The following is a 25,086-nucleotide window of genomic DNA, read 5'->3' as shown; positions in this document are numbered from 1 at the left end:
CCGCTGCTGCCGGGGCTTCGTGCTGTGCGGTGCCGTGTTTTTTGGTGACGTGACGGAAAATTCCGTTCTGCGAATATTGTGCTTGCGTTGGCAAACCTCGGGGGTGCTGGGCGTGAGGTGGGTACGCCGTCGGGAGGGTGGGCGGGGCGTCGCGGTCGGGGCCCTGCGGCTCGTACTGGCCGCCGGGCTCGCCGTCGGCGGGGCGCCTGGTGTCGCCCGGGCCGCGCAGGGGCCCTCCGCGCCGCCCCCGCCGCGGTACGGGGAGGCCGAGGGCGCCCGGCGGGTGACGGGCCGGCCCTCCACGGCGGACGCCCCGCTGCTGGAGGCGGGCGTGGTCTACGAGGACACCGTCGCGCCGGGCGAACGGGTCTACCGGCTGGGCCTGGACGACGCCTCCAGCGTGTACGTCTCGGCGGTGCTGCGGCCGCCCGCCGGGAGCAGGGTCGGCTACGCGGACGGGGTCGAGGTCATGACCAACACCGGCCGCTCCTGCCCGGGCAACCCCGGCCGGGCCGGCTTCGGCCTCGACCCCGTCCCGCTGGCGGCGGCGGGCCAGCGGCGGCTGGAGGAGGACGCCGAGTGCCAGAGCGCGGGGACGTACTACGCGAAGGTGACGCGGACGGCCGCGAGGGACTCCGACCAGGCGGCGTGGCCGGTGGAGCTGCTGGTGATGCGCGAACCGGCCCCGGCGGGCGGCGGCGCGCCGGTCTCCCCGCCGCCGCTCTCCCCCTCGCCGTCCCCGGTGCTGCCCGGGACGGACCCCGTCCGCCGGGGCGGGGGCAGCGGTTTCAACGACGCGCGGGCGCTGGACACCGGGGTGTGGCGCGACGAGCTGTGGCCCGGCCGGACGCGGTTCTACCGGGTCCCGGTGGACTGGGGGCAGCGGCTGGCGGTCGGCGCCGAGATCGCGAAGGCCCGTATGACGCGGCCGTACGGCTCCGCCGCCAACGGGCTCACCGTCTCGCTGTACACGCCCTACCGGGGGCTCGTGGAGTCGAAGGACACCTCGTACGACGGGCGGCAGGCGGCGCTCACCCTGCCGGGGACCGTGCCCGTGGCGTACGCGAACCGCTTCTCCGACGCGATGGCGGTACGGCCGGTGCGGGTGGCCGGCTGGTACTACCTGGCCGTCACCCTGGGCGGGAAGGTGGCGGAGTTCACCGAGGACGCCTCGCCGGTCCCGTTGACGTTACGGGTGGACGTGCACGGGAGTCCGGCGCCGGAGCCGGCCTACCGGGAGGGCCTGGCGGCGGCCGGGTTCGGGGTCGGCGCGGCCGAGCGGACCGCGGCGCGGGAGGGGCTCACCGTCCCCGAGGCCGCGGCGCGGGAGGGCGGCCGCGCCGCGATGCGGACGGTGGCGGGCGCGGGCTTCGGGACGGGGGCGGTGCTGCTGCTCGGGCTCGGCGGCTGGTTCCTGCTGGCCCGGCGGGGCCGGGCCGGCGGGGCCTAGATCCGGGTCAACGCCCAGACGGCGGTGGTGAAGCAGAGCAGCGCCGCCGCGAGGATCCCGGCGACGGCCGGGGGCGGGGGCGGCGGGACGCGGCGGCGGGCGCGGGGTGGCGCCGGGGGCGTGTGGGGCGTCGGGGGAGCCAGGTGGAAGCCGTCCGTCGGCTCGGGGCCGTAGCCGGGAGGCGGCGGCCCGAAGGCACCGGCCGCGCCGACGGGCGGGGGAGGTGCGGAAGGCGGCCCGAGCGGGCCTTCCGGGCCGAAGCCGGGCGGGAGCGGGCCGAGTTGGTCGAACACCTCCACCGGATCCTCGTCCGGAGCCGCCTCGGGCAGCAACTGGACAGCCTCGGCAAGGGCCTTGCGCGCCCCTGTGGCGGTCCCGAACCGGCTCAGGGGGTCCGGGTGCAGGAGGTTCGCGAGCACGCCCCACAGGGGCACGGGGACGCCCTCGGGTGCCTCGGGGACGCCCCGGGCCGGGAAAAGCTCCACCAGGGCGCGGGAGTCGGGCCTCCGGCCCCGCAGCAGGTACAGCGCGACGAGCCCGGCGGCGTACAGGTCGGCGGCGAAGCCGGGCTCCGCGCCCATCAGTTGCTCGGGCGCGAAATAGCCCGGCGTGCCGAGGACCCGGCCGGTCCCGGTCAGCCGCGGCTCGCCCTTGCGCGTCGAGATCCCGAAGTCGGACAGCCGCAGGTGCGGCCGCCCGGTTCCGGTGGCCTCCATCAGGATGTTGGCCGGTTTGACGTCGCGGTGGACGACGCCCTCCGCGTGCACCGCCGCCAGCCCCGACAGGAGCTGGTCGAGCAGCACGCACACGAACCGGGGCGGCAGGGCCCCGTAGTCCCCGATCACATGGGCGAGGGAACCGCCGGCGACCAGGTCCATGGTGAACAGGACCTTGTCGTCGTCCGCCGCCCAGCCGACCGGGGCCAGTACGTGCGGGTGGTCGATGCGCAGGGCCTGCTCGCGCACGAAGCGCAGCAGGGCGGGGGCGTCGCTCTGGAGCAGCACCTTCGCGGCGACGTACCGGCCCCGGCGCCGGTCCCATGCCCGCCAGACGGCTCCCGCCCCGCCCTGTCCGATCGGGTCGGCCAGTTCGTACCGGCCGGCGAAGATCTCACCCATCGCTGTACCCGTCCCCCGTCCCCCGTTTCACGCGGGTGCGTCAGTTCTGGTGCGCCTCGTAGTGGGAGACCGCCTCGGCGGTGCGGCCCGCGCCGTAGACCCGGAGGAACTCCGCCAGTTCCGGGTGGGTGGGTGCGAGGGAGTCGGCCGCGTCGATGATGTCCCCGGCCGCGGCGACCGAGCGCAGCAGCGACTGGATCTCGCGGACGACGCGCTTGACGGTGGGCGCCCCCGAACCCGTCGTGGTCTGACCGCTGTTGCTGAGGACGGAACCCCCCTGGGTGTTCTTGATCTCGTCCATCCGGTCGGTGGCCTCGGCCGCGCTGACGCTGCCGTCCGCGACCTGCCCGGCGAGGTCCTGGAGGGCCTGGACCCGCTGGACCACGGCCGGGTTGCCGATCTTGGCGCGCTGCCCGCTCATCAGCTGGGACAGCATCGGCGCCGACAGTCCGAGGACGGCAGCGAGGCGAGCCTGGTTGAGCCCGAGGTCATCTATGAGCCGTCGGAACAGCGCGCCGAGCGGCTCCCCGTACCAACTGCGCTGGAGTTCCCTGGCTCTGGCCGTGGCCTCTTGCTGTACTGCGTCCACTCTGACTACTCCCCTTCGCTGGTGCGAACCTCGCGAGCATCTTACGGAGCGTGGTCGCGGGGCGGGAGTCCCTATCATTTTGCGGGATGCGGGGGTACACCGGGTACTCTGTCCTGCGGAACACCCGCTCCCGTACGGGGGAGGGCCGCATCCGGTTGCCCGGGGCCTTAGCTCAGTTGGTAGAGCGCTGCCTTTGCAAGGCAGATGTCAGGAGTTCGAATCTCCTAGGCTCCACAGTGAAAGACCCCTTGACCTGCTAAAACGCAGGTCAAGGGGTCTTTTTCGTTACGGAACCCGGAGTCGGCGGCCCGCGCGGCGCGCGCGTCAGCAGCGGGCGGCGGTCCCCCGGACGGGCCCGTCGTGCGGCCGGACGGGCGACGGTGGCCGACAGTGGAAGCAGGCACACCGAGCCCGACGGGGGGCAACACCACGCCGGAGGCGTACGCACATGGGACTCTTCGACTTCCTCAAATCCGACAAGAAGAAGGAACACGAGGCCGCCGCGAAGACGGAGGAGCAGGTGGAGCAGCAGTCCGCGGCGGCCCCCGCGACGCCGCCCTCGTCCATGGGCGGCAAGTACACCGACGCCGCGGCGGCGACCAGGGCGGCCGCCGACCGCATGGCCGCGACCGCGCCGCCGAAGCCGCCGCTCGCCGGGCCCGCGGCGGGCGGCCATGCGGCGGGCGGGCCCGCGATGCCCGGGCCTTCGTCGGCGGCGCACAAGGCCGTTCCGGTGCCGCCCAAGGCCCCCGCGGCCCCCGCGCACCGGCCGCCGGCGCCGCCGAAGGCCACGGCCGCGGCCGGGCCCGCGTCGCCGAGTCCGGCGTCGGCCGCGCACAAGGCCGTACCGGTGCCGCCCAAGCCGGTGGCGGCCGCCGCCGCGAAGCAGCGTACGTACACGGTCAAGGCCGGGGACTCGCTGTACGAGATCGCCCGCCGCGAGCTGGGCAACGAGGCCCGCTGGCGCGAGCTCTACGCCATGAACCGCACGGTCATCGGAGCCAACCCCGACCTGGTCCACCCGGGGATGGTGCTCACCCTCCCCCACTAGGCGCACGGCGCACGCGAAGGGGCCCGGATCCAGATGGCGGATCCGGGCCCCTTCGCGTGGTCAGAGCTGCTTGTCGCTGTCGGGACGGTGCGTGGGCGGGCCCGACTCCTCCTCGCGCTCCTTCTCGTCCAGCTCGTCGTCGAAGCTCGCCGGCGCGGCGGTGCGCGCGTGGGACTCGGTGGCCGCCGGGGGCTCGACCAGCCAGTCCGGGTTCGACTGCCGGTCCCACCACTTCCAGGCGGCGTACGCGCCACCGGCGACGAGGCCGACGAGAGCGGCCCCGCGCACCCAGCGGCCGCAGCGGGCCCGGCGCTCGTGGCGGCGTACCAGTCGGCGCACCTCCTCGGGCGTCACCTGGCCGCGCAGCGCGGCCAGGGCCGCGACCGACCGCGAGGCGGCCTCCTCGGCGACGGGAGTGGCCGCCGCGAGGGCGCTCTCGAAGCGGGGCTGCGTGTACTCGGCGGCCTGGCGCGCGGCGCGGCGGGTCTGCTCGACCGCCTGTGTGGCCGCCCGGTCGACGTGCGGGGGCACGTGGGCGCGGGCCGCGACCATGCGGGGGTGCAGATGGGAGTCGTAGGCCGCACGGGCCTGGAGCGAGGCCTGGCTCGCCGCGTACGAGACCTTCGGCGCCAGCCGCTCGTTCGCCTCGTGCGCGTAATGTACGGCCGCGTCCTTGGCGGTTCCTGCGTACGGCGCCACCACTTCCGCTGCGTGCCTCACGGTGTCCTTGGCGCTCTCGGCGGCCAGGCGCACGCTGTCCTTGCGGGTCACGGGATCCTCCTCCTCGGTGGCGGACACAGTTCACCTTTCCACCCTTTGTCGGATCATGCCTGCCTCCGGCCCTCCGGGCGCGCGTGACAGGGCATACGGGTGGCGGATTTTCTCTACGGCGCAGCCCTCCGTGGGAGGATCGGGACCGACAGTGATGACTATGGAAGGCAGATCCGTGGCCGAGAAGCTCTACGCCACCCTGAAGACGAACCACGGCGACATCGAGGTCGAGCTGCTGGAGAACTTCGCCCCCAAGACCGTCCGCAACTTCGTGGAACTGGCCACCGGCGCACGTGAGTGGACCCGCCCGACGGACGGTCAGAAGACCACGGCCCCGCTCTACGACGGCACCGTCTTCCACCGCGTCATCAGCGGCTTCATGATCCAGGGCGGCGATCCCCTCGGCAACGGCACCGGCGGCCCCGGCTACCAGTTCGCCGACGAGTTCCACCCCGACCTGGCCTTCACCAAGCCCTACCTGCTCGCCATGGCCAACGCCGGGCCGGGCACCAACGGTTCCCAGTTCTTCATCACGGTCGCGCCGACCGCCTGGCTGACCCGTAAGCACACCATCTTCGGCGAGGTCACCGACGCGGCCAGCCGCAAGGTCGTGGACACGATCGCGGCGGGTCCCACGAACCCGCGCACCGAGCGCCCCCTGGACGACGTGATCATCCAGTCGGTCGTCGTCGAGCGGCGCTGAGCGCGGCGACGGGAACCTTTGCGCCCCGCCCGTCCGTCCAGGATGTGTACCGGGATACGGGTATCCGCGTATCCCGGGTACGGACCCGGCGGGGCGTTTCCCGCACCGCCCCCGCCGCCGCCGATCGAGGGGACCGATGGACACCGACCGTCTGCCGGGCTGCTACCGCCACCCGGACCGCCACACGGGCATCCGCTGCACCCGCTGTGACCGTCCGGTGTGCCCCGAGTGCCGGGTGGACGCCTCGGTCGGCTTCCAGTGCGTCGAGTGCGTACGGGAGGGCTCCGGGACCGGGCACACCCGCGCGGCCAACGCGCCGCGCACCCTTGCGGGCGGGCTGGTGGCCTCCGATCCGCAGCTCGTCACCAAGATCCTGATCGGGATCAACGCGGCCGTCTTCCTCGCCGCGTACGCCGTGCCGGGGCTGGCCCTGCGGCTGGAGCTGATCGGCGGCTACGTCGACTACTACGGGGGGCCGCTGAAGGGCGTCGCCGCCGGGGAGTACGAACGGCTGCTGACCTCGACGTTCCTGCACGCCCAGTGGTGGCACATCTTCAGCAACATGCTGGCCCTGTGGGTGATCGGCGGGCCGCTGGAAGCCGCGCTGGGGCGGGCCCGCTACCTGGCCCTCTACCTGCTGTCCGGGCTGGGCGGCAGCGCCCTGGTCTACCTGCTGGCCGCGCCGAACACGCAGACCCTCGGCGCCTCGGGCGCCATCTGCGGCCTGCTCGGCGCGACCGTGGTCCTCGCCCGCCGGCTGCGCTACGAACTGCGGCCGGTCCTGATGACGCTCGGGCTGATGCTGCTGATCACCTTCGTGCCGCTGGGCGGTCTGGCGGTGTCCTGGCAGGCGCACATCGGCGGGGTCGTGACCGGTGCGCTGGTGGCGCTGGGGCTGCTGGCGCCCGCCACGGGCAGAAAGCGCACACTGGTCCAGGCCGGGACCTGTGCGGCGGTGTTCCTGCTGGCCGTGGCCATGATCGTGATGCGGACGAACGCACTCACCTGATCACACCGGCGTCAACTCTCCACAGAGTTATCCACAGATCTTCTGTCTTTTCCTCAGGTGTGGATGACGCTGTGGATAACTCATGGGGAGAGCTTGCGCCGCGCGGTCAGATGCGCACTACTTCCACTGCGTGGACACGCCGAACCCGGCGGCGATGAATCCGAAGCCGACCACGATGTTCCAGTTGCCCAGTGCCTCGACGGGCATCTGGGTATCGGTCACGTAGAAGACGACGATCCACGCGAGACCGATCAGGAACAACGCCAGCATGACCGGGGCCACCCAGCTGCGGTTCGTCAGCCTGATCGTCTGCGCCTGCTTCGTCGGCGGCGGCGTGTACTCGTCCTTCTTGCGGATACGTGACTTCGGCACGAGGGGCTCTCCTGTCGATGCGCTGGGGGACCTTGCCTGCCCCGGGCGTCCGTTAGCGTAGTGGACCTGTGGCGTTGAAGGAGAAGGGTACGTTGAGCAATTCCGACGACTCCTCCGCGGGTCCCCGTCGCCGGGCCAGACCGGTCCGGCTGCTGACGGCCGCCGTGTTCGCCCTGGCCGGCCTGATCTTCGTCACCAGCTTCAACACCTCCAAGGGTACGAACATCCGCACGGACGCCTCACTGCTGAAGCTGTCCGACCTCATCCACGAGCGCAGCGCCAACAACGCCGAGCTGGAAAAGAGCGCCGCCGCCGCGCGCGCCGGGGTGGACGCCCTCGCCGAGCGCGACGACGGCAGCACCAAGGCCGAGGACGCCAAGCTGGCCGCCCTGCGCGCCGCCTCGGGCACCGAGGAGCTCTCCGGCAAGGGCCTGAGCGTCACCCTGAACGACGCGCCGCCGAACGCGACCGCGCGTGTCCCGGGCGTGCCGGAGCCGCAGCCCAACGACCTGGTCATCCACCAGCAGGACCTCCAGGCCGTGGTCAACGCCCTCTGGCAGGGCGGGGCCGAGGGCATCGAGGTCATGGGCCAGCGGCTGATCGCCACCAGCGCGGTGCGCTGCGTGGGCAACACGCTGATCCTCCAGGGCCGGGTGTACTCGCCCCCGTACAAGGTGTCGGCCGTCGGCGACCCGGGAGCGCTGCGCAAGGCCCTCGCGGCCTCCCCCGCGCTGCAGAACTACCAGCTGTACGTCAACGCGTACGGGCTCGGCTGGAAAGTGGACGAGGACAAGAGGCTGACACTGCCGGGCTACTCCGGCACAGTGGACCTCCACTATGCGAAGCCGCTGGAGTCCGCCGCGCCCTGACGTCGTACTGCGCCTGGCGGTACGGACGTTCAGCGAGGTGTGCCTGACGGCCGGGACGCTGATCGTGCTGTTCGTGGCGTACGTGCTGCTGTGGACCGGGGTCACGGCGGACCGGGCCATGGGCAGTGAGCGGGACCGGCTGCACGACCGCTGGGCGGCGGCGGCCCCGGCGGGGGCGCCCGTACCGTCGGCGCCCGTCCCGCGCTCGTCGCCCGCGCCCTCGTCCGCCGCATCCTCCTCCCCCGGACCGGCTTCTTCGGGGCACCCGGGCGCCGGGCCGGCGCCGCGCGCGTACCCGGCCGGGCGGGCCTTCGCCGAGATGTACGTCCCGCGCTTCGGCCCCGACTGGAGCAAGCCCGTCCTGGAGGGTACGGACCCCGGCCTGCTGAAGAAGGGCCTCGGCCACTACGCGGGCACGGCCGGCCCCGGTGACGAGGGAAACTTCGCGGTGGCCGGACACCGGCGCACCTACGGCGACCCCTTCAAGGACGTCCCCGAGCTGCGCCCCGGGGACACCGTGCTCGTCCGCGAGGCGGACATGGTGTACACGTACACGGTCCGCGCGGAGCCGCTGCGCACCCTGCCCACCGAGACCGGGGTGGTCGACCCCGTGCCGAAGCGCTCCCCCTTCACCACCCCCGGCAAGTACCTCACCCTGACCACCTGCGACCCGGAGTGGGGGCACAGCCACCGGCTGATCGTCTGGGCCGAGCTCACGGGCACCCGGCCGGTCTGATTGCCCACGTGACCCCCGCCGCCGGGCCCCTGGCCTTTAGGCTGTTGCGGTACCGCTCCCGCGGTGCGCAGAGCGAAAGGGACGCGGACGGAATGTACGGCTGGATCTGGCGGCACCTGCCGGGCAACGCGTGGGTACGCGCGCTGATCTCTCTCGTACTGGTCCTGGCGGTGGTGTTCGTACTGTTCCAGTACGTCTTCCCGTGGGCCGAGCCGCTCCTTCCGTTCAACGACGTGACGGTGGACGAGGGATCGGGAGCCACTCCGTGAGCGCGCGCATTCTGGTGGTCGACAACTACGACAGCTTTGTCTTCAATCTGGTCCAGTACCTCTATCAGCTCGGCGCCGAGTGCGAGGTGCTGCGCAACGACGAGGTCGAGCTCGCACACGCCCAGGACGGCTTCGACGGCGTGCTCCTCTCACCGGGGCCCGGTACGCCGGAGGAGGCGGGAGTCTGCGTCGACATGGTCCGGCACTGCGCGGACACCGGCGTTCCGGTCTTCGGCGTCTGCCTCGGCATGCAGTCCATGGCGGTCGCCTACGGGGGCGTCGTGGGCCGGGCTCCCGAGCTGCTGCACGGCAAGACCTCCCCGGTCGTCCACGAGGGCCTCGGCGTCTTCGCCGGTCTGCCGTCGCCGTTCACCGCGACCCGCTACCACTCCCTCGCCGCCGAACCGCTGACCCTGCCGGACGCGCTGGAGGTCACCGCGCGGACCGAGGACGGGATCATCATGGGCCTGCGGCACCGGGAGCACGACGTCGAGGGCGTGCAGTTCCACCCCGAGTCGGTGCTGACCGAGTGGGGTCACCGGATGCTCGCGAACTGGCTCGTGCGCTGCGGTGACGCTGGCGCCGTCGAGCGGTCGGTGGGGCTGGCCCCGGTGGTGGGCAAGGCCGTCGCGTGACGACGGTCGCGCCGTCCGCGCCCAGCGAGGGCCGGGCCGCGCGGCGCAGGGCGGCCCAGGAGGCCGCGAAGCGCTCGCACGCGCGGGCACGCAAACGCGGGGGGCGGGGGCGGCGGCGCGCCCGCCCGCGCTCGGGCGGGCCGGTGGTGGTGCTGAGCCGGGCGGCGGGCGAGCTGTTCATCACCGTCGGCGTGGTGATGCTGCTGTTCGTCACCTACCAGCTCTGGTACACCAACGTGCTCGCGGAACGCAGCGCGAACGGGGCCGCCGGCTCGCTGCGCCACACCTGGGAGCAGCCGCCGGGGCCGGGGGCCGGCGCCTCGGCCGCGCCGCCGGTGGCGGCCTTCGAGCCGGGCCAGGGCTTCGCGATCCTGTACGTCCCGAAACTGGACCTGAAGGTCCCGGTGGCGGAGGGGATCAGCAAGGCGAAGGTGCTGGACCGGGGGATGGTCGGGCACTACGGCGAGGGGGCGCTGAAGACGGCGATGCCGGCCGACAAGCAGGGCAACTTCGCGGTCGCCGGACACCGCAACACCCACGGCGAACCCTTCCGCTACATCAACAAGCTGGTGCCGGGGGACCCGATCGTGGTGGAGACGCGGGACGCGTACTACACGTACGAGATGACCTCGGCGCTCCCGCAGACCTCCCCGGCGAACGTCTCGGTGATCAAGCCGGTCCCGGAGGGATCGGGATTCACCGGGCCCGGCCGGTACATCACGCTGACGACCTGCACTCCCGAATTCACGAGCACCTACCGGATGATCGTATGGGGCAGGATGATCGACGAACGCCCGCGCAGCCAGGGCGCCCCGCCCGCGCTGACCAGCCCGTAAGGACGACCCGCAGTGTCTCGTGCCCGCCGCCGCTCCGCACCGCCGCCCGCCGACCGCAGTGTGGTCGCCGGGTTCCTGAGCCTGCTGGGCGAGCTCCTGATCACGGTGGGCCTGATCCTCGGCCTGTTCGTGGCGTACTCCCTGTGGTGGACCAATGTCCTCGCGGACCGGCAGGCCTCGGCCCGGGGCGACGAGGTCCGCCGGCAGTGGCAGGCGGCCCCCGCGCCGTCCGCGTCCACGCCCGTGCAGCCGGGCGCCCTCGACACCGGGGACGGCATCGGCTTCCTGCACGTGCCGTCGATGAAGAACGGCGAGGTGCTGGTCAAACCCGGCACCGCGCCGGACGTGCTGAACGACGGCGTCGCCGGGTACTACACGGAACCGGTGAAGGCGGCCCTGCCCTGGGACGACAAGGGCAACTTCGCCCTCGCCGCCCACCGCGACGGGCACGGGGCGAAGTTCCACAACATCGACAAGGTGAAGAACGGCGACGCGATCGTCTTCGAGACCCGGGACACCTGGTACGTGTACAAGGTCTTCGCCGAACTGCGCCAGACCTCGAAGTACAACGTGGACGTCATCAACCCGGTCCCGAAGGAGTCGGGGAAGACGGCCCCGGGCCGCTTCATCACCCTGACGACCTGCACCCCCGTCTACACCTCGAAGTACCGCTACGTCGTCTGGGGCGAGCTGGTGCGCACCGAGAAGGTGAACGCCGAACGCACCGTGCCGGCGGAGCTGCGCTGAAGGGCGGATGTTTCACGTGAAACGGCCCGGTCCCCTCGACGTACGAGGGGGCCGGGCCGTTTCACGTGAAACAACGCGCGGGTGTCAGCGGCCGCCGTTCAGGCCGCCGAAGATGCCGCCGCCACCGCCCTGCTGACCGCCCTGCTGACCGTTGCCCGGCAGGGTCTGGACGTTGACGACGGTCCCCGCGGGCTGCGGGGTGCCCGCCGCGGGGTCGGAGGCGAACACCACGGCGTTGTCATCGGTCGGACCCGACAGGACCGCACCGAAGGTCAGGCCGGCCCGCTTGAGGTCGTCCTTGGCCTGGGCCACGGTCCGCCCGGTCAGCAGCGGCACCGGGCTGGGCGCGGCCGTCGCCTTGGCGATGCTGACGTTGACCGCGGTGTCCTTGGCCAGCTCCTGACCGGGCGCGTACTGCTGGGCGACGATCGTCTTCGGCGCCGCGCCGGGGGAGTCGACCTCCGTGGTGCTGCCGAGCTTGAGCTTCGCCGCCTGGAGGGCCTTGACGGCCTCTTCCTTCGTCTTGCCGCTGAGGTCCGGGACGACGCCCTTCGAGGCTTCCTTCGCGACCGTGAGGGTGACCACGGAACCCTGTTCGGCCTGGGTGCCGCTCTTGGGGCTCTGTTCGATGACGGTGCCGGGAGTGGCGTTCTCGGACTCGACGAGCTTCTTCTCGACCTGGAACTTCTTGTCCTTGAGCGTCCGCTCGGCATCGGCGTAGGTCAGGCGGACGACGTCGATCACCGGGACCTTGGGCGCGCCCGTGGAGACCTTGACCTTGACCGTGGAGCCCTTGTCGACCTTGGACTCGGGGGCCTGGTCCTGCGAGCAGACGTTGCCCTTGGGCTGGTCCGCGCAGGGCTCCTCGGCTTCCTTCGCCACCGTGATGCCCACGTTCGTGCCGCTCTGCTGAGCCGACTCGAAGGTCATGCCGACGAACTTGGGCACGGTGGGGCGGTTGTCCGCGGTCTGCTCGAAGAGGGTGCGGCCGATCAGGATGGCGCCGACCAGGACGAGGACGCCGGCGAGGACCAGCAGGATCGTCGAGGCGCGGCTCTTCTTCTGCTGGCGGCGGCCGTGCCCCTGGTCGTAGCCGCCGGAACCCTGGTCCCCGTACCCGTATCCGCCGTCGCCCCCGGGGGGCATCGGCGGGAGCATCGAGGTCTGGCCCGCGTCGGGCGAGCGCAGGGCGGTGGTGGCCTGGTCGTGGCCGGGGTGTCCGTAGCCGCCCTGGTCGGGGTAGCCGTAGCCGGCGGCGCCCATGGAGGCGGTGGCGGCGACGGGCTGGCCGTCGAGGCAGGCCTCGATGTCGGCCCGCATCTCGTCGGCGGACTGGTAACGGTAGTCGGGGTCCTTGACCAGGGCCTTGAGGACGATGGCGTCCATCACGGGCGTGATCTCGGGGTCGAAGTTCGACGGCGGCTGGGGTTCCTCGCGCACGTGCTGGTACGCGACGGCCACCGGGGAGTCGCCGACGAAGGGGGGCCGGACGCACAGCAGCTCGTAGAGCAGGCAGCCGGCGGAGTACAGGTCGGAGCGGGCGTCGACCTGCTCGCCCTTGGCCTGCTCCGGGGAGAGGTACTGGGCGGTGCCGATCACGGCGGCCGTCTGCGTCATCGTCATGCCGGAGTCGCCCATGGCGCGGGCGATGCCGAAGTCCATGACCTTGACCTGTCCGGTCCGGGTCAGCATGACGTTGGCGGGCTTGATGTCGCGGTGGACGATGCCGGCGCGGTGCGAGTACTCCAGCGCCTGCAGGATGCCGATGCACATCTCCAGAGTGCGCTCGGGCAGCAGCTTGCGGCCGGAGTGCAGCAGCTCGCGCAGGGTCGAGCCGTCGACGTACTCCATCACGATGTACGGGATGGAGATGTTGTCGACGTAGTCCTCGCCGGTGTCGTACACCGCGACGATCGCCGGGTGGTTCAGCGACGCGGCCGATTGGGCCTCGCGGCGGAACCGGGCCTGGAAGGACGGGTCGCGGGCGAGGTCGGCGCGCAGGGTCTTGACGGCGACGGTACGGCCGAGCCGGGTGTCGTGACCGAGGTAGACCTCGGCCATGCCACCACGGCCGAGCACGTGGCTCAGCTCGTACCGGCCGCCGAGGCGACGCGGCTCTTCCATAACGTTTGCAGCCCTCTCCGTCAGTCCCGACCGCACCGGTGTGTGGTCCGGCGGTGTGCTGTTCGCGGCAAGGCTACCGGCCGATCGTCGGTGATCGGTTCGTGACCACAGGCTGATATCGGACCGGTACCGAGCGCTCGGATCCTGTCCCCGCTTGTCATCCCTTGCTCTTCAGAACGGCTTCCATGACCGCCTTCGCGACCGGGGCGGCGAGCCCGCCACCGGTGATGTCCTCACGGTCGGCGGCGCTGTCCTCGATGACGACGGCCACGGCGACCGGGGAGGTTCCGTCGGCGTTCTCGGCGTACGAGATGAACCAGGCGTAGGGGCGCTTCGCGTTCTTCTCGCCGTGCTGGGCGGTGCCGGTCTTGCCGCCGACGGTGACGCCCTTGATCTTGGCGGTGGTGCCGGTGCCGTTCTCGACGACGTTGACCATCATCTGCTGGATCTTCTGCGCGTTCGCGGGGGAGAGCGGGCGGCTCATCTCCTGCGGCTCGTGCTTGTCGATCGTGTCGAGGTTGGGCGCCGTCAGCTGGTCGACCATGTACGGCTTCATCAGCTTGCCGTCGTTGGCGATGGCCGCGGTGACCATGGCCATCTGGAGCGGGGTGGCGGCGGTGTTGAACTGGCCGATGGAGCTCTGGGCGTTGCCGTCCTTGCCCATGGTCTTGTCGTAGACGCTCGCGAAGGCGCGGACCGGGATGTCGATCTTGTCGTTGTTGAAGCCGAACTTCTGGGCGGTCTCGACCATCTTGTCGCGGCCGACCTTGTCGCCCATGTTCGCGAAGACCGAGTTGCAGGAGACCTGGAGCGCGTAGGTCAGCGTCGCCTTCTCGCAGCCGCTCGCGTGGTTGACCATGGGCGTCTTCGTGCCCGGCAGGATGTACGGCTCGGGGGTGTCCGTGGGGGCGTTGATGTCGGTCACCACGTTGTTCTCCAGCGCGGCGGCGGCCGTGACCACCTTGAAGGTGGAGCCCGGCGGGTAGGTCTCGCGCAGGGCGCGGTTGACCAGGTTCTTGTCCTCGCTGTCCTTCAGCGCGACCCAGGCCTTCTCGTCGGCCTTCGAGTTGCCGGCGAAGGTGGACGGGTCGTACGAGGGGGTGCTGACCAGGGCCAGGATGGCGCCCGTGCGCGGGTCGATCGCGGCGACGGCGCCCTTCTTGCTGCCCAGCTTCTCGTACGCGGCCTTCTGGGCGGCGGCGTTCAGGGTGGTGACGACGTTGCCGCCCTGCTTCTTCTCGCCGGTGAACATGCCGATCGTGCGGTCGAAGAACAGCCGGTCGTCGTTGCCGGTGAGGATGCCGTCGTCGAGGGACTCCAGCTGGGTGGAGCCGAAGGCCTGCGAGGCGTAGCCGGTGACGGGCGCCCACAGGGGGCCGTCGAGGTAGGTCCGCTTGAACTTGTAGTCGCTGCCGTCGGTCACGGCGGAGCCGGTGATGGGCTGGCCCTCGACGATGATGTTGCCGCGCTCGGTGGCGTACTGGGCGATCTGGACCCGGCGGTTCTCCTTGCGGGTGCTGAGGTCCTCGGCCTGGACGTACTGCAGCCAGTTGGTCCGGATCAGCAGCGCGAGGACGAGCAGCCCGCAGAACAGCGAGATGCGGCGCAGGGGCTTGTTCATGACGGGCGGACCACCTGGGTCATCTCGGAGTCGGGGGACGGGGCGGGGGCCGGCGCAGGTCGGCGTGCGGTGTCGCTGATCCGGATGAGGATGGCGATGAGGACCCAGTTCGCGAGGACCGAGGAACCGCCGGAGGCGAGGAAGGGCATGGTCATGCCGGTGAGGGGGATGAGGCCCATGACTCCGCCGGCGACGACGAAGATCTGCAGGGCGAAGGCGCCGGAGAGCCCGACGGCGAAGAGCTTGCCGAAGGGGTCGCGGGCGGCGAGGGCGGTGCGCACACCGCGCTCGATGATCAGCCCGTACAGCAGCAGGAAGGCCATGACGCCGGTGAGGCCGAGCTCCTCGCCGACGGTGGAGAAGATGAAGTCGGAGTTGGCGGCGAAGCCGATGAGGTCGGAGTTGCCCTGGCCCCAGCCGGTGCCGAGGACCCCGCCGGAACCGAAGCTCATGATCGACTGGCCGACCTGCTCACAGGCGCCGGAGGTGCTGTAGCAGGCGAAGGGGTCGAGCCAGGCGGTGACGCGGACCTTGACGTGGCTGGCGAAGGTGCCGACGACCACGGCGCCGCCCACCGACATCAGCAGGCCGATGACGATCCAGCTGGTGCGCTCGGTGGCCACGTACAGCATGATCACGAACATGCCGAAGAAGAGCAGCGAGGTGCCGAGGTCGTTCTCGAAGACGAGGACGAGGAGGCTGACCGCCCAGATCATCAGGATCGGGCCGAGGTCGCGGCCGCGCGGCAGGTAGAGGCCCATCAAACGCCGGCTGGCCAGGGCCAGGGCGTCGCGCTTCACCATCAGGTAGCCGGCGAAGAAGATGGCGATGACGATCTTGGCGAACTCGCCGGGCTGGATGGAGAAGCCGCCGACACTGATCCAGATCTTCGCGCCGAAGACGTCCGCGCCCAGACCCGGGATGACGGGCAGGATCAGCAGGATCAGCGCACCGGCCATGGAGATGTACGTGAACCGCTGGAGCACCCGGTGGTCCTTGAGGACCAGCAGCACGACCGCGAACAGGGCGATGGCCAGACCCGTGTACATCATCTGGCGCGGCGCGGACTCGGAGAAGGAGCCGAAGCTGCGCTTGGCGAGGGTGCGCAGGCGCTCGGACTGGTCGAGCCGCCAGATCAGGACGACGCCCAGGCCGTTGAGCAGGGTGGCGATCGGCAGCAGCAGCGGGTCGGCGTACTTGGCGTAGCGCCGTACGACGAGGTGGGCGATGCCGGCGAGGACGGCGAAGCCGAGCCCGTAGACAAACATGCCCGGGGGCAGCTCGTCGTGGATCGCCAGACCCACGTTGGCGTACGCGAAGATCGGGATGACCACGGCGAAGGCGAGCAGCAGGAGCTCGGTGTTCCGCCGGCTCGGCGCCTCGATGGCGCCGATGGTGGTCGTGTTGGTGACAACGCTCATGGTGTGGCAGGCCCCCTGTGCCCGCGTATGTCTACTGCTTTTCGCACTGGCCGACGAGAGCTTGCTCCGCGGGAGTCAGGCTGGGGCCGGGCGTCTGGTTGTTCTGGGCTTCCGCGGCGCGGCGGGCTTCGTCCTTCTTGCAGGCGGAGACCTGGTTGCCGAGATCGTCGATCTTCTTGCGAGCACCGTCGGCGCTGGATTCGCTGATGGTGTTCTCGACCTGCTTGCGCTTGAAGCTCGGCAGGTACTTCAGTTCGATGTCGGGGTGATCCGTGTCCACCTGCGAGAGGTGGATCCAGGCCAGGTTCTGGCTGATGCCGCGGTACAGGGCGACGTGGTCACCCTTGACGCCGACGTAGTACTGGGTCTGCGTCCAGCGGTGCCCCGCGTACAGGCCGCCGCCGACGACGCCGGCGACGAGCAGCAGGAGCAGCGTGCGCGTCGTCCACTTGCGCCCTTTGCCGCGGCGCCTGCGCGGGTGGTCGTACGTGTCCTCGTACGGACCGTCACCCTCGTAGCCCTCGGCGTCGCCGAAGCCGCCGTACGCGCCGCCGCCGTCCTTGCCGTCCCCGTAGCCGTAACCGGAGGCCTCGCCGCTGCCGGGAGGACCGAAGGAGCCGGCGGGCGGGGCGGCCGGGCGGCCGAGGCCGGAGGCGCGGCCGGCCGGGGTCTGCATGGCGTTGCCGTCGAAGAGCTGGTGCTGGTTCTCGGCCACCGCGCCGATGACGACCGGGGTGTCGCTCAGCTGGGCGGCCAGGGTGTCGCCGCTGTCGGTGTCGAGGACGTCGGCGACGATGCAGGTGATGTTGTCCGGGCCGCCGCCGCGCAGGGCCAGCTGGATCAGCGTCTGCACGGTCTCGTGCGGGCCGTGGTAGTCGGCGAGCGTCTCTTCCAGGGTCTGGTGGGAGACGACGCCGGAGAGCCCGTCGGAACAGATCAGGTAGCGGTCGCCGGCCCGGACCTCGCGGATCGAGAGGTCGGGCTCCACGATGTCGCCGCTGCCGAGCGCCCGCATGAGGAGCGAGCGCTGCGGGTGGGTGGTGGCTTCCTCTTCGGTGATCCGGCCCTCGTCGACGAGCCGCTGCACCCAGGTGTGGTCCTGCGTGATCTGGGTGAGCACGCCGTCGCGGAGCAGGTAGGCGCGGGAGTCGCCGACGTGGACGAGCCCGAGCCGCTGGCCGGTCCACAGCAGGGCGGTGAGCGTGGTGCCCATGCCCTCCAGCTGGGGGTCCTCCTCGACCATCACGCGCAGCTGGTCGTTGGCCCGCTGCACGGCGGTGGCGAGCGCGGTGATGATGTCGGAGCCCGGGACGTCGTCGTCGAGCTGCACGAGGGAGGAGATGACCTCGGAGCTGGCGACCTCGCCGGCGGCCTGGCCGCCCATGCCGTCGGCGACGGCGAGGAGCCGGGGGCCGGCGTAGCCGGAGTCCTCGTTGCCCTCGCGGATCATCCCCTTGTGCGATCCGGCGGCGAACCGCAGGGACAGACTCATGCGCACCTGCCCTGTCGACGATGCCTCGGGGTACAACCGGTCTCGACGAGCCACACTGCCCACCCTCCGGTCGGGAGCGCGCGCGGGTCCGTGTCCCCGGTGGGACGGACCGCCGCGGCTCGCTCGCTCCGCTCGCTCATTCTCGTACTACTTCCGCAGCTCGATGACGGTCTTGCCGATGCGGATCGGGGCGCCCGGCGGAATGGGCGTCGGGGTGGTCAGCCGGGTCCGGTCGAGATAGGTGCCGTTCGTGGACCCGAGATCCTCGACGATCCACTGGCCGTCACGGTCGGGGTAGATCCTGGCATGCCTGCTGGAGGCGTAGTCGTCGTCCAGCACGATCGTCGAGTCGTGTGCGCGGCCCAGCGTGATCGTCTGGCCGGCGAGGGCCACCGTGGTTCCCGTGAGGGTGCCCTCGGAGACGACCAGCTTGGTCGGCGCTCCCCGGCGCTGGCGCTGCTGCGGGGGCGCGGACTGCCGCCCCGTCTGCTGCGGAGCGCTGGTCGCGCCGCCGCGGCGGGAGCCGCGTTGCGTGACTCTCGTTCCGAAGAGGTCGCTGCGGATGACCTGAACGGCCACGATGACGAACAGCCACAAAACGGCCAGGAAACCCAACCGCATGACCGTCAGGGTCAGCTCTGACATTGCCCCCGCTTCACCCTTCGGCTTGCCGGTAAATGATGGTGGTGCTGCCCACGACGATCCGCGAGCCGTCGCGGAGCGTAGCGCGGGTGGTGTGCTGTCCGTCCACCACGATGCCGTTGGTGGACCCGAGATCCTGGATCGTCGGGGGTGTTCCGGTCCGGATCTCACAGTGCCGGCGCGATACGCCGGGGTCGTCGATCCGCACATCGGCCTCGGTGCTTCGGCCGAGTACGAGCGTGGGGCGCGAGATCTGGTGGCGGGTGCCGTTGATCTCGATCCAGCGGCGCGTGGTGCCCGGTGCGCCGGGCGGTACGGGAGCACCGCCCGGGCGGCCGCCGGCCGCGGCCGGTCCGCCCGGAGGCGGCCCGGCGGGCATGGGCGGGGCCGCTACCGGCGGGTAGCCGTAGCCGCCCTGCTGCGGGCCCTGCGAAGGGCTCTGGGGCCCCTCCTGGGAGGTGCTGGAGGCGAGGGTGCGACTGCGGACCCGGTACAGACCGGTGTCGAGGTCGTCCGCCTTCTCCAGGTGCACCTTGATGGGACCCATGAAGCTGTAGCGCTGCTGCTTGGCGTAGTCGCGGACGAGGCCCGCGAGCTCGTCGCCGAGCTGGCCGGAGTAAGGGCTGAGGCGTTCGTAGTCGCCCGTGCTGAGCTCGACGATGAAGTCGTTGGGCACGACCGTCCGCTCGCGGTTCCAGATGGTGGCGTTGTTGTCGCACTCACGCTGGAGGGCTCCGGCGATCTCCACCGGCTGGACCTCGGACTTGAACACCTTGGCGAAGGTGCCGTTCACCAGACCTTCGAGTCGCTGCTCGAACCGCTTCAGAACTCCCATGGGGCACCTCCTCCGTCGTTGTCGCCCTGTACTGCTTACTGATCGTATCCACGCGTGGCGGATTCGGCTGGTTCCCCTCCGGTCCCGTGTACAGGAGTGTTGGTCCTCACAAGGGATCGTAGGGGTGCTCCCGGGACAGTGTCCCGCACCCGGAGGTGACTGCGGGAGGGGCCGCCCCGGCAGCGGTGAGGGTGCCCCGGGAAAGGGATGTGAATCCACCCCGGATGACGTGCTAATCTTTCGTTCGTCGCCAGGGGAGCGGCCCGAAAGGGAAGTCCACTGGGGAGCTGCTCGGGCGAGTGGCGGAACGGCAGACGCGCTGGCTTCAGGTGCCAGTGTCCTTCGGGACGTGGGGGTTCAAATCCCCCCTCGCCCACATCGGGAGAACCCCCGCTTCGGAGAAATCCGAAGCGGGGGTTCTTCGTTGTGTCCGCGTCCCTTTTCGGGAAGCGTGCCGGGTGCGCGACTTTCGTCGGGGCGGCGCGCGACGAAAGAGGGCGGGCGGGTCCGGGCGGCGCTGTCTAGGGTCGGTCGGGTGAATGTCGAGGCGGCGGTGCGGACGGGCTGGGAGCGGCTGAAGGGGGCCGAGCCCTGGTCCCGGCGCGCGTTCGCGGGGGATCTGACGCTGGCGGCCGTACTGGCCGTGCTCGGGCTGGGCGTCGACGAGCTCAGTGACAGCTCCGGGCCGAAGATGGTCCTCGGCGTGGTGGCCGTGGTGGCGCTGACGCTGCTGCGGCGCCGGCTGCCGGCGGCCACGCTGGTGCTGGGCGCCGCGGCGAGCGCCTTCCTGCCCGCCGTGTTCCTCGTGACGGCCGTACTCGGCTGGTCCGCGGGCCGGCGGATCATCGGCGTGGGACGGGCCCTCGGAGCCTTCGTCCTGGCCTTCCTCGCCGAGGTCGGCCTCAGCCTGGTCGACCAGTGGACACAGATGCGTCCCCTGCTGGTCGTCGTCTTCTCCACCCTGCTGTTCCTCGCCGCCACGGTCATGCCCGGTCTGGCCAGCCGGTACTGGTACCAGCGCCGGACCCTGCTCAGCGCCCTCCAGGAACGCAACGACCAACTCCTGCGCGAACGGACGATGGTGGCCGGGCAGGCCAGGCTGCGCGAACGGCAGCGGATCGCCCAGGACATGCACGACAGCCTCGGTCACCAACTGGCCCTGATCTCGGTGCACACCGGGGCGCTGGAGGTGGACCCCGAGCTGACCGACCGCCAGCGCGAGGCGGTCGGTGTGCTGCGCCAGGCCTCGGTCGCGGCGATGCACGAGCTGCGCGAGGTCGTCGGGATCCTGCGCGACGGGGTGGAGGCGCCGGCCCCCGTGGAGGAGGCGCAGCCGGCGGCGCGCGGGGTGGCCGGGATCGCGGGCATCGTGGACGCGGCGCGGGCCGCGGGGACCGACGTACGGCTCACCGCGGCGGGCCGGCCCCGGCCGCTGGTCGCGGCCTGCGACCACGCGGCGTACCGGATCGTCCAGGAGGCGCTGACCAACGCCTACAAGCACGCGCCCGGGTCGGCGATCACCGTGGAACTGCGCTACGAGGACGACTCGCTGGTGGTGGAGATCGCCAATGGGCCCGCCGCCGGGCCGGGCACCGGCGAGGTGGTCTCCGGCGGGCAGGGGCTGACCGGGCTGCGGGAGCGGGCCCGGCTGGTCGGCGGCATGGTCCACGCGGGCGCGGCCGAGGGCGGCGGCTTCCGCGTCGCCGGAGTGCTGCCGTACGGCACGGAGCCGGCCGGTGCCGCCGAGGACATGGCCGACGACTTCGGGCAGGGGGCCCAGGCCCGCGCCTCGGTGCGGCGCAGCGCGCCCCCGATGGACTGGGCGGCGGTGGACCGGGAGCTGGCCGCTCCGGTGCACGGCCGGACCGGCGGCATCGCGATGGGCTGTGGAATCGCCGTCGCGGCGGTGGTGCTGCTGATCATCGTGCTGGGGGCCGGGGTGGCGCTGCTGGTGGGCTCCGCGAACAAGGCGATGATCAGCGAGGAGGAGTACGACTCCGTGCGCGTGGGCGAGTCGGAGGAGTCCGTCCGGGACCGGCTGCCGGACGGCGACAGCGTCCTGACCTCCGGACTGGACCGCAAGGGGCCGCCGCGGCCGGCGGGCAGCGACTGTCTGGCCCTGCTGTCGACGGAGGGCTCGTCCCAGATCACCAACGACTCCGTTTTCCGCTTCTGCTTCCGGGACGGCAAGCTCGTGGAGAAGCAGGCGTACGAGGTCAAGCAGTAGGAGCGCGGGTGACAGCCAAGGTGATCCGAGTGGTGATCGCTGACGACGAGCCGCTGATCCGGGCCGGGATCAGGATGATCCTGACCTCGGCGCCGGACATCGAGGTCGTCGCGGAAGGGGCCGACGGCCGGGAGGCGGTGGAACTGGCCCGTTCGCACGCCCCGGACGTGGTGCTGCTCGACATCCAGATGCCGGTGATGGACGGGCTGACGGCGCTGGGTGAGCTGGGGCGGGCGGTGCCCGGGGTACGGGCGCTGATCCTCACCACCTTCGGGGAGAGGGAGAACGTCCTGCGGGCGCTGAGCGGGGGCGGTGCGGGGTTCCTGCTGAAGGACTCGGCGCCGGGCGAGCTGATCGGAGCGGTCCGGGCGGCCGCGGCCGGCGACGCCTACCTCTCGCCCGCCGCGACCCGGCACGTCGTGGACCAGCTGACGAGCGGCCGGGGCGCGGGGCGCGGCGAGGAGGCGCGGCGCCGGGTGGCCGGGCTCAGCGAGCGGGAGCGCGGGGTGCTGGCCCTGCTGGGCGAGGGCCTGTCCAACGCGGACGCGGGCCGCCGCCTGCACATGAGCGAGGCGACGGTGAAGACGTACGTGAGCCGGATCCTGGCGAAGCTGGAGTGCGAGAACCGGGTTCAGGCGGCCCTGCTGGCCAGGGACGCCGGGCTCTAGATACGGTCGGGCATCTGACCGGCGAAAGAGGCCGGTTGTGGCGCGAAAGTGCGGGGGCAGCGCGAGTGGTGACGGTACCGAAGCAGCAGACGGCCGAAGCGGTGGCGGAACGGGGCGGGCGGATCCCGCGCGTCGCCGGTTTCGCGGCCCGGACCGTGCCCGGATCGCCGAAGGAGGCCGGGAAGGCCCTGCGGACACGGGTGCCGCGTGCGGCGCACGCCCGCTTCGAGGCGCCCGCCGGACGCCCCGACGCGATCCGCGCGGTGGAGGAGTCTAATGTCGGCCGGGTCCCCGAACTGACCCCGATACGGGTGGGACGGATGGCCGCCAACCCCTTCGCCTTCCTGCGCGGGGCGGCAGGGCTGATGGCCCACGACCTGTCGGGCGGGCCGGTCACCGGTGTGGGCGCCCAGATCTGCGGCGACGCGCACGCCGCCAACTTCGGTCTGTACGGGGACGCGCGCGGCCGGCTCGTCATCGACCTGAACGACTTCGACGAGACCGTGTTCGGTCCGTGGGAGTGGGACGTGAAGCGGCTCGCGACCTCGCTGGTGCTGGCCGGCCGGGTCGCGGGCGCCGACGAGGACACCTGCCTGGCGGCGGCGCGGGACGCGGTGGGCGCGTACCGGCGCACGATGCGGCTGCTGGCCAGGCTGCCCGCCCTGGACGCGTGGAACGCCATCGCCGACGAGGAGCTCGTCTCCCACACCGATGCCCGGGACCTGCTGGGCACGCTGGAGCGGGTCTCGGAGAAGGCCCGCAACAACACCTCGGCGCGGTTCGCCGCCCGGTCGACCGAGACGGCGGCGGACGGCTCCTGCCGGTTCGTGGACGCGCTGCCCGTGCTGCGTCGGGTCGGGGACGGGGAGGCCGCCGCCGTGGCCGCCTCCCTGGGCCCCTACCTGGAGACCCTTTCCGGCGACCGGCTGCCGCTGCTGGCCCGGTACGCCATCCACGACGTGGCCTTCCGGGTGGTGGGCACCGGCAGCGTGGGCACCCGCTCGTACGTGGTGCTGCTGCGGGACCACCGCGGGGAACCGCTGGTGCTCCAGGTGAAGGAGGCGCGGCCGTCGGTGCTGCTGCCGCACCTGCCGGGGCTGGGCTTCCACGCGCCGCCGGAGGAGCACGAGGGCCGGCGGGTGGTGGCCGGGCAGAAGATGATGCAGGTCGTCTCCGACATCATGCTGGGCTGGACCACGGTCGAGGGCCGGCCCTTCCAGGTGCGGCAGTTCCGCAACCGCAAGGGCAGCGTGGACCCGGCGGCGCTGGCCGTCGAGCAGATCGACGACTACGGCCGGATGACCGGCGCGCTGTTGGCCCGGGCCCACGCCCACAGCGCGGATCCGCGGCTGCTGGCGGGGTACTGCGGGAAGAACGAGGAGCTGGACGAGGCCATGGCCGCCTTCGCGGTGGCCTACGCCGACCGCAGCGAGGCCGACCACGCGGATCTGGTGGCGGCGGTGAAGTCGGGCCGGATCGCGGCGGAGGCCGGGGTCTGAGGGGCGAGGGCGGTCTTCGGGCCGCCCCGGCTCGGCTGCGGCGGGCGCATGTTTCACGTGAGCTGTGTTTCACGTGAAACGTGGCGGTCCGGGCGGGTCCGGTGGGCCGTAGGCTGGCCGGGTGAGCGAGCAGACCGAGCAGACAGTTCCCGAAGAGCCCGCCGAGCCCCGCGACGAGCGGCCCGAGGCGCGGCTGGAGCGGGCCGTGCGGGCCGCCGAGCAGGCGCTCATCGAGTTCGAGATCGCCGTGGAGACCTTCCGGGTGGAGGTCGAGAACTTCTCCCGGCTGCACCACCAGAAGCTCGGCCCGATGTACTCCCGGCTCGACGAGCTGGACGCGCTGATCGCCGAGGCGAAGGCGGCCCGCAGCGGCGACGCCGAGGACCTGCGGCTGGCCCGTGAGGCGCGCGCCCTGGTCATGCCGATGCCCGGTGTGGAGGAGCTGTTCCACGACTGGATGGACTCGGACGGGATCTCCGACGACGCGGGTGCCATGCTCACCGACCGGTCCGTGCGGCCGCCGGAGCGGGTGCGGCCCTCGGAGGAGGTCCGGCGGCTGTACCGGGAGCTGGTCCGCAAGGCCCACCCGGACCTGGCCCAGGACGAGGAGGAGCGGGTCCGTCGCGACGCCTTCATCGTGCGGGTCAACGCCGCGTACGGGCGGGGCGAGGAGGGGCTGCTGCGGGAGCTGGCCGCGGAGTGGGAGGCCGGTCCGGCGCCGGTGGCCGTGCGGCCGAGCGAGAGCGAGGAGCTGTACGCCCGGCTGGAGTGGCTGGCCCGCCGCAAGGAGCTGCTGTCGGTGCTGGCCGGGGAGCTGGAGGACAGCGCGATCGGGGCGATGCTGCGGATGGCCCCGGAGGACCCCGACCGGCTGCTGGACGAGATCGCGGAGCAGCTGCTGGCGCAGGTCGCCGAGCGCGAGGCGGAGCTGGCGGCCTTCGGCACCGCGTAGCCCTGCCGCCGGAATGCCGGCGCTGGGCGTGGTGTGTGCGGTCGGGCGCCGTACGGGGTCGGATAAGTTGGCGGGCGAGACCCGTGAAGAGAGAAGGCGACAGTTATGAACCTCGGACCGCTCCCCTCGGTGGACGCCGCCGCGGTGCCCGCCGAAGGCCTTGTCCTGGACGTCCGTGAGGACGACGAATGGGCGGCCGGTCACGTCGAGGGTGCGCTGCACATCCCGATGAGCGACTTCGTGGCCCGCTTCGGTGAGCTGACGGAGGCCATCGAGGACGGCCGCCGGGTCCACGTGATGTGCCGGGTCGGCGGGCGCTCCGCGCAGGTGACCCAGTACCTGGTGCGCCAGGAGATCGATGCCGTCAACATCGACGGCGGGATGCAGGCGTGGGAGAGCGCCGGGCGCCCGATGGTGACCGACAACGGGAACCCGGCCTTCGTGCTCTAG

24 protein-coding genes, 2 tRNA genes and 1 pseudogene are annotated in these 25,086 nt (G+C 71.8%); 17 read left to right on the top strand and 10 right to left on the bottom strand.

Features of this window, described 5'->3' with window-relative positions; genetic code table 11:
• Positions 1–112 precede the first annotated feature (112 nt).
• A complete protein-coding gene (locus ACZ6ZT_RS19780) occupies positions 113–1,450 on the top strand; it encodes a hypothetical protein (protein ID WP_469720757.1) in 1,338 nt (445 codons plus the stop codon).
• On the opposite strand, the gene ACZ6ZT_RS19775 is transcribed toward ACZ6ZT_RS19780, so the two are convergent.
• Complete coding sequence (locus tag ACZ6ZT_RS19775) at positions 1,447–2,568, bottom strand: serine/threonine-protein kinase (RefSeq protein ID WP_469720756.1); 1,122 nt, start codon at positions 2,566–2,568, stop codon at positions 1,447–1,449. The two genes, ACZ6ZT_RS19780 and ACZ6ZT_RS19775, sit on opposite strands and share 4 nt — an antisense overlap.
• A gap of 40 nt (positions 2,569–2,608) precedes the next feature.
• Positions 2,609–3,157 (bottom strand): helix-turn-helix domain-containing protein, encoded by a 549-nt coding sequence (locus ACZ6ZT_RS19770; protein WP_469720754.1) that lies wholly within the window; start codon positions 3,155–3,157, stop codon positions 2,609–2,611.
• Between the two features lie 161 nt (positions 3,158–3,318).
• Here ACZ6ZT_RS19770 and ACZ6ZT_RS19765 point away from each other — a divergent pair.
• Positions 3,319–3,391: transfer RNA gene (locus ACZ6ZT_RS19765), tRNA-Ala, on the top strand.
• Between the two features lie 214 nt (positions 3,392–3,605).
• On the top strand, positions 3,606–4,208 hold the full coding sequence (locus ACZ6ZT_RS19760; RefSeq protein ID WP_469720752.1) for a LysM peptidoglycan-binding domain-containing protein: 603 nt from the start codon (positions 3,606–3,608) through the stop codon (positions 4,206–4,208).
• A gap of 60 nt (positions 4,209–4,268) precedes the next feature.
• Here the strand turns inward: ACZ6ZT_RS19760 and ACZ6ZT_RS19755 are convergent, their stop codons facing one another.
• Positions 4,269–4,979: a DUF5324 family protein gene (locus tag ACZ6ZT_RS19755; protein WP_469720750.1), complete on the bottom strand. Its 711-nt coding sequence runs from the start codon at positions 4,977–4,979 to the stop codon at positions 4,269–4,271.
• A 175-nt stretch (positions 4,980–5,154) separates the two neighbouring features.
• Between ACZ6ZT_RS19755 and ACZ6ZT_RS19750 the strand changes: the two genes are divergently transcribed.
• Both ACZ6ZT_RS19750 and ACZ6ZT_RS19745 read left to right on the top strand, forming a co-directional pair.
• Positions 5,155–5,682 carry a peptidylprolyl isomerase gene (locus ACZ6ZT_RS19750; protein WP_469721032.1) on the top strand — a complete coding sequence of 176 codons (528 nt, stop codon included), beginning with the start codon at positions 5,155–5,157 and terminating at the stop codon, positions 5,680–5,682.
• A 136-nt stretch (positions 5,683–5,818) separates the two neighbouring features.
• Complete coding sequence (locus ACZ6ZT_RS19745; protein ID WP_469720748.1) at positions 5,819–6,691, top strand: rhomboid family intramembrane serine protease; 873 nt, start codon at positions 5,819–5,821, stop codon at positions 6,689–6,691.
• Positions 6,692–6,808: 117 nt separating this feature from the next.
• On the opposite strand, the gene crgA is transcribed toward ACZ6ZT_RS19745, so the two are convergent.
• A complete protein-coding gene (gene crgA, locus ACZ6ZT_RS19740) occupies positions 6,809–7,063 on the bottom strand; it encodes a cell division protein CrgA (protein ID WP_469720746.1) in 255 nt (84 codons plus the stop codon).
• 92 nt (positions 7,064–7,155) lie between these two features.
• On the opposite strand from crgA, the gene ACZ6ZT_RS19735 reads away from it, so the two are divergent.
• The 6 genes and pseudogenes from ACZ6ZT_RS19735 (at position 7,156) to ACZ6ZT_RS19710 (ending at position 11,155) form a co-directional block, all read left to right on the top strand.
• Positions 7,156–7,932 carry a DUF881 domain-containing protein gene (locus tag ACZ6ZT_RS19735; RefSeq protein WP_469720744.1) on the top strand — a complete coding sequence of 259 codons (777 nt, stop codon included), beginning with the start codon at positions 7,156–7,158 and terminating at the stop codon, positions 7,930–7,932.
• Positions 7,901–8,668, top strand: a complete 768-nt coding sequence (locus tag ACZ6ZT_RS19730) for a class E sortase (protein ID WP_469720742.1) — start codon at positions 7,901–7,903, stop codon at positions 8,666–8,668. The genes ACZ6ZT_RS19735 and ACZ6ZT_RS19730 overlap by 32 nt, the downstream gene beginning before the upstream one ends.
• A 92-nt stretch (positions 8,669–8,760) precedes the next feature.
• A complete protein-coding gene (locus ACZ6ZT_RS19725) occupies positions 8,761–8,937 on the top strand; it encodes a hypothetical protein (RefSeq protein WP_030011120.1) in 177 nt (58 codons plus the stop codon).
• Complete coding sequence (locus tag ACZ6ZT_RS19720; protein WP_030225147.1) at positions 8,934–9,572, top strand: aminodeoxychorismate/anthranilate synthase component II; 639 nt, start codon at positions 8,934–8,936, stop codon at positions 9,570–9,572. The genes ACZ6ZT_RS19725 and ACZ6ZT_RS19720 overlap by 4 nt, the downstream gene beginning before the upstream one ends.
• Positions 9,573–9,718: 146 nt before the next feature.
• Positions 9,719–10,408, top strand: a pseudogene (locus tag ACZ6ZT_RS19715) (class E sortase); the annotation flags it as partial.
• A gap of 12 nt (positions 10,409–10,420) precedes the next feature.
• Entirely contained in the window at positions 10,421–11,155 is a 735-nt protein-coding gene (locus tag ACZ6ZT_RS19710) for a class E sortase (RefSeq protein WP_469720741.1), read from the top strand.
• Positions 11,156–11,239: 84 nt separating this feature from the next.
• On the opposite strand, the gene pknB is transcribed toward ACZ6ZT_RS19710, so the two are convergent.
• The 6 genes from pknB to ACZ6ZT_RS19680 all read right to left on the bottom strand — a co-directional run bounded on the left by pknB (position 11,240) and on the right by ACZ6ZT_RS19680 (position 19,290).
• Positions 11,240–13,279 (bottom strand): Stk1 family PASTA domain-containing Ser/Thr kinase, encoded by a 2,040-nt coding sequence (pknB, locus tag ACZ6ZT_RS19705; protein ID WP_469720739.1) that lies wholly within the window; start codon positions 13,277–13,279, stop codon positions 11,240–11,242.
• A 157-nt stretch (positions 13,280–13,436) separates the two neighbouring features.
• Entirely contained in the window at positions 13,437–14,900 is a 1,464-nt protein-coding gene (locus ACZ6ZT_RS19700) for a peptidoglycan D,D-transpeptidase FtsI family protein (RefSeq protein WP_469720737.1), read from the bottom strand.
• A complete protein-coding gene (locus ACZ6ZT_RS19695) occupies positions 14,897–16,321 on the bottom strand; it encodes an FtsW/RodA/SpoVE family cell cycle protein (RefSeq protein ID WP_469720735.1) in 1,425 nt (474 codons plus the stop codon). Before ACZ6ZT_RS19695 ends, ACZ6ZT_RS19700 begins: the two co-directional genes overlap by 4 nt.
• Before the next feature lie 31 nt (positions 16,322–16,352).
• Positions 16,353–17,813: a Stp1/IreP family PP2C-type Ser/Thr phosphatase gene (locus ACZ6ZT_RS19690; protein ID WP_469720733.1), complete on the bottom strand. Its 1,461-nt coding sequence runs from the start codon at positions 17,811–17,813 to the stop codon at positions 16,353–16,355.
• Between the two features lie 147 nt (positions 17,814–17,960).
• Positions 17,961–18,458 carry an FHA domain-containing protein FhaB/FipA gene (locus ACZ6ZT_RS19685; RefSeq protein ID WP_266575716.1) on the bottom strand — a complete coding sequence of 166 codons (498 nt, stop codon included), beginning with the start codon at positions 18,456–18,458 and terminating at the stop codon, positions 17,961–17,963.
• A 10-nt stretch (positions 18,459–18,468) separates the two neighbouring features.
• Positions 18,469–19,290, bottom strand: a complete 822-nt coding sequence (locus ACZ6ZT_RS19680; protein ID WP_469720730.1) for an FhaA domain-containing protein — start codon at positions 19,288–19,290, stop codon at positions 18,469–18,471.
• Between the two features lie 293 nt (positions 19,291–19,583).
• On the opposite strand from ACZ6ZT_RS19680, the gene ACZ6ZT_RS19675 reads away from it, so the two are divergent.
• The 6 genes from ACZ6ZT_RS19675 to ACZ6ZT_RS19650 all read left to right on the top strand — a co-directional run bounded on the left by ACZ6ZT_RS19675 (position 19,584) and on the right by ACZ6ZT_RS19650 (position 25,086).
• Positions 19,584–19,666, top strand: a tRNA-Leu gene (locus ACZ6ZT_RS19675).
• Positions 19,667–19,825: 159 nt separating this feature from the next.
• The gene (locus tag ACZ6ZT_RS19670; protein ID WP_469720728.1) at positions 19,826–21,517 is read left to right on the top strand and encodes a sensor histidine kinase; all 1,692 of its coding nucleotides are present in this window, start codon (positions 19,826–19,828) and stop codon (positions 21,515–21,517) included.
• Positions 21,518–21,525: 8 nt separating this feature from the next.
• Complete coding sequence (locus ACZ6ZT_RS19665; protein WP_469720726.1) at positions 21,526–22,185, top strand: response regulator transcription factor; 660 nt, start codon at positions 21,526–21,528, stop codon at positions 22,183–22,185.
• A 101-nt stretch (positions 22,186–22,286) separates the two neighbouring features.
• Entirely contained in the window at positions 22,287–23,684 is a 1,398-nt protein-coding gene (locus ACZ6ZT_RS19660) for a DUF2252 domain-containing protein (protein WP_469721030.1), read from the top strand.
• A 121-nt stretch (positions 23,685–23,805) separates the two neighbouring features.
• Positions 23,806–24,636, top strand: coding sequence for a J domain-containing protein (locus ACZ6ZT_RS19655; RefSeq protein ID WP_469720725.1), 831 nt, complete (start codon positions 23,806–23,808; stop codon positions 24,634–24,636).
• 105 nt (positions 24,637–24,741) lie between these two features.
• A complete protein-coding gene (locus tag ACZ6ZT_RS19650; RefSeq protein ID WP_469720723.1) occupies positions 24,742–25,086 on the top strand; it encodes a rhodanese-like domain-containing protein in 345 nt (114 codons plus the stop codon).

Source organism: Streptomyces sp. NPDC102258 (genome assembly GCF_055584685.1).
The sequence above is the reverse complement of the archived record's forward strand: the minus strand, read 5'-3'. Positions and strand labels throughout refer to the sequence as shown.

Bases quoted from the DNA above. Each gene is read 5' to 3' on its own strand.
- ACZ6ZT_RS19685 (WP_266575716.1), bottom strand. From the start codon at position 18,458: ATGTCAGAGCTGACCCTGACGGTCATGCGGTTGGGTTTCCTGGCCGTT.
- ACZ6ZT_RS19680 (WP_469720730.1), bottom strand. From the start codon at position 19,290: ATGGGAGTTCTGAAGCGGTTCGAGCAGCGACTCGAAGGTCTGGTGAAC.
- pknB (WP_469720739.1), bottom strand. From the start codon at position 13,279: ATGGAAGAGCCGCGTCGCCTCGGCGGCCGGTACGAGCTGAGCCACGTG.
- ACZ6ZT_RS19700 (WP_469720737.1), bottom strand. From the start codon at position 14,900: ATGAACAAGCCCCTGCGCCGCATCTCGCTGTTCTGCGGGCTGCTCGTC.
- ACZ6ZT_RS19650 (WP_469720723.1), top strand. From the start codon at position 24,742: ATGAACCTCGGACCGCTCCCCTCGGTGGACGCCGCCGCGGTGCCCGCC.
- ACZ6ZT_RS19725 (WP_030011120.1), top strand. From the start codon at position 8,761: ATGTACGGCTGGATCTGGCGGCACCTGCCGGGCAACGCGTGGGTACGC.
- ACZ6ZT_RS19690 (WP_469720733.1), bottom strand. From the start codon at position 17,813: ATGAGTCTGTCCCTGCGGTTCGCCGCCGGATCGCACAAGGGGATGATC.
- ACZ6ZT_RS19775 (WP_469720756.1), bottom strand. From the start codon at position 2,568: ATGGGTGAGATCTTCGCCGGCCGGTACGAACTGGCCGACCCGATCGGA.
- ACZ6ZT_RS19760 (WP_469720752.1), top strand. From the start codon at position 3,606: ATGGGACTCTTCGACTTCCTCAAATCCGACAAGAAGAAGGAACACGAG.
- ACZ6ZT_RS19730 (WP_469720742.1), top strand. From the start codon at position 7,901: ATGCGAAGCCGCTGGAGTCCGCCGCGCCCTGACGTCGTACTGCGCCTG.
- ACZ6ZT_RS19695 (WP_469720735.1), bottom strand. From the start codon at position 16,321: ATGAGCGTTGTCACCAACACGACCACCATCGGCGCCATCGAGGCGCCG.
- ACZ6ZT_RS19745 (WP_469720748.1), top strand. From the start codon at position 5,819: ATGGACACCGACCGTCTGCCGGGCTGCTACCGCCACCCGGACCGCCAC.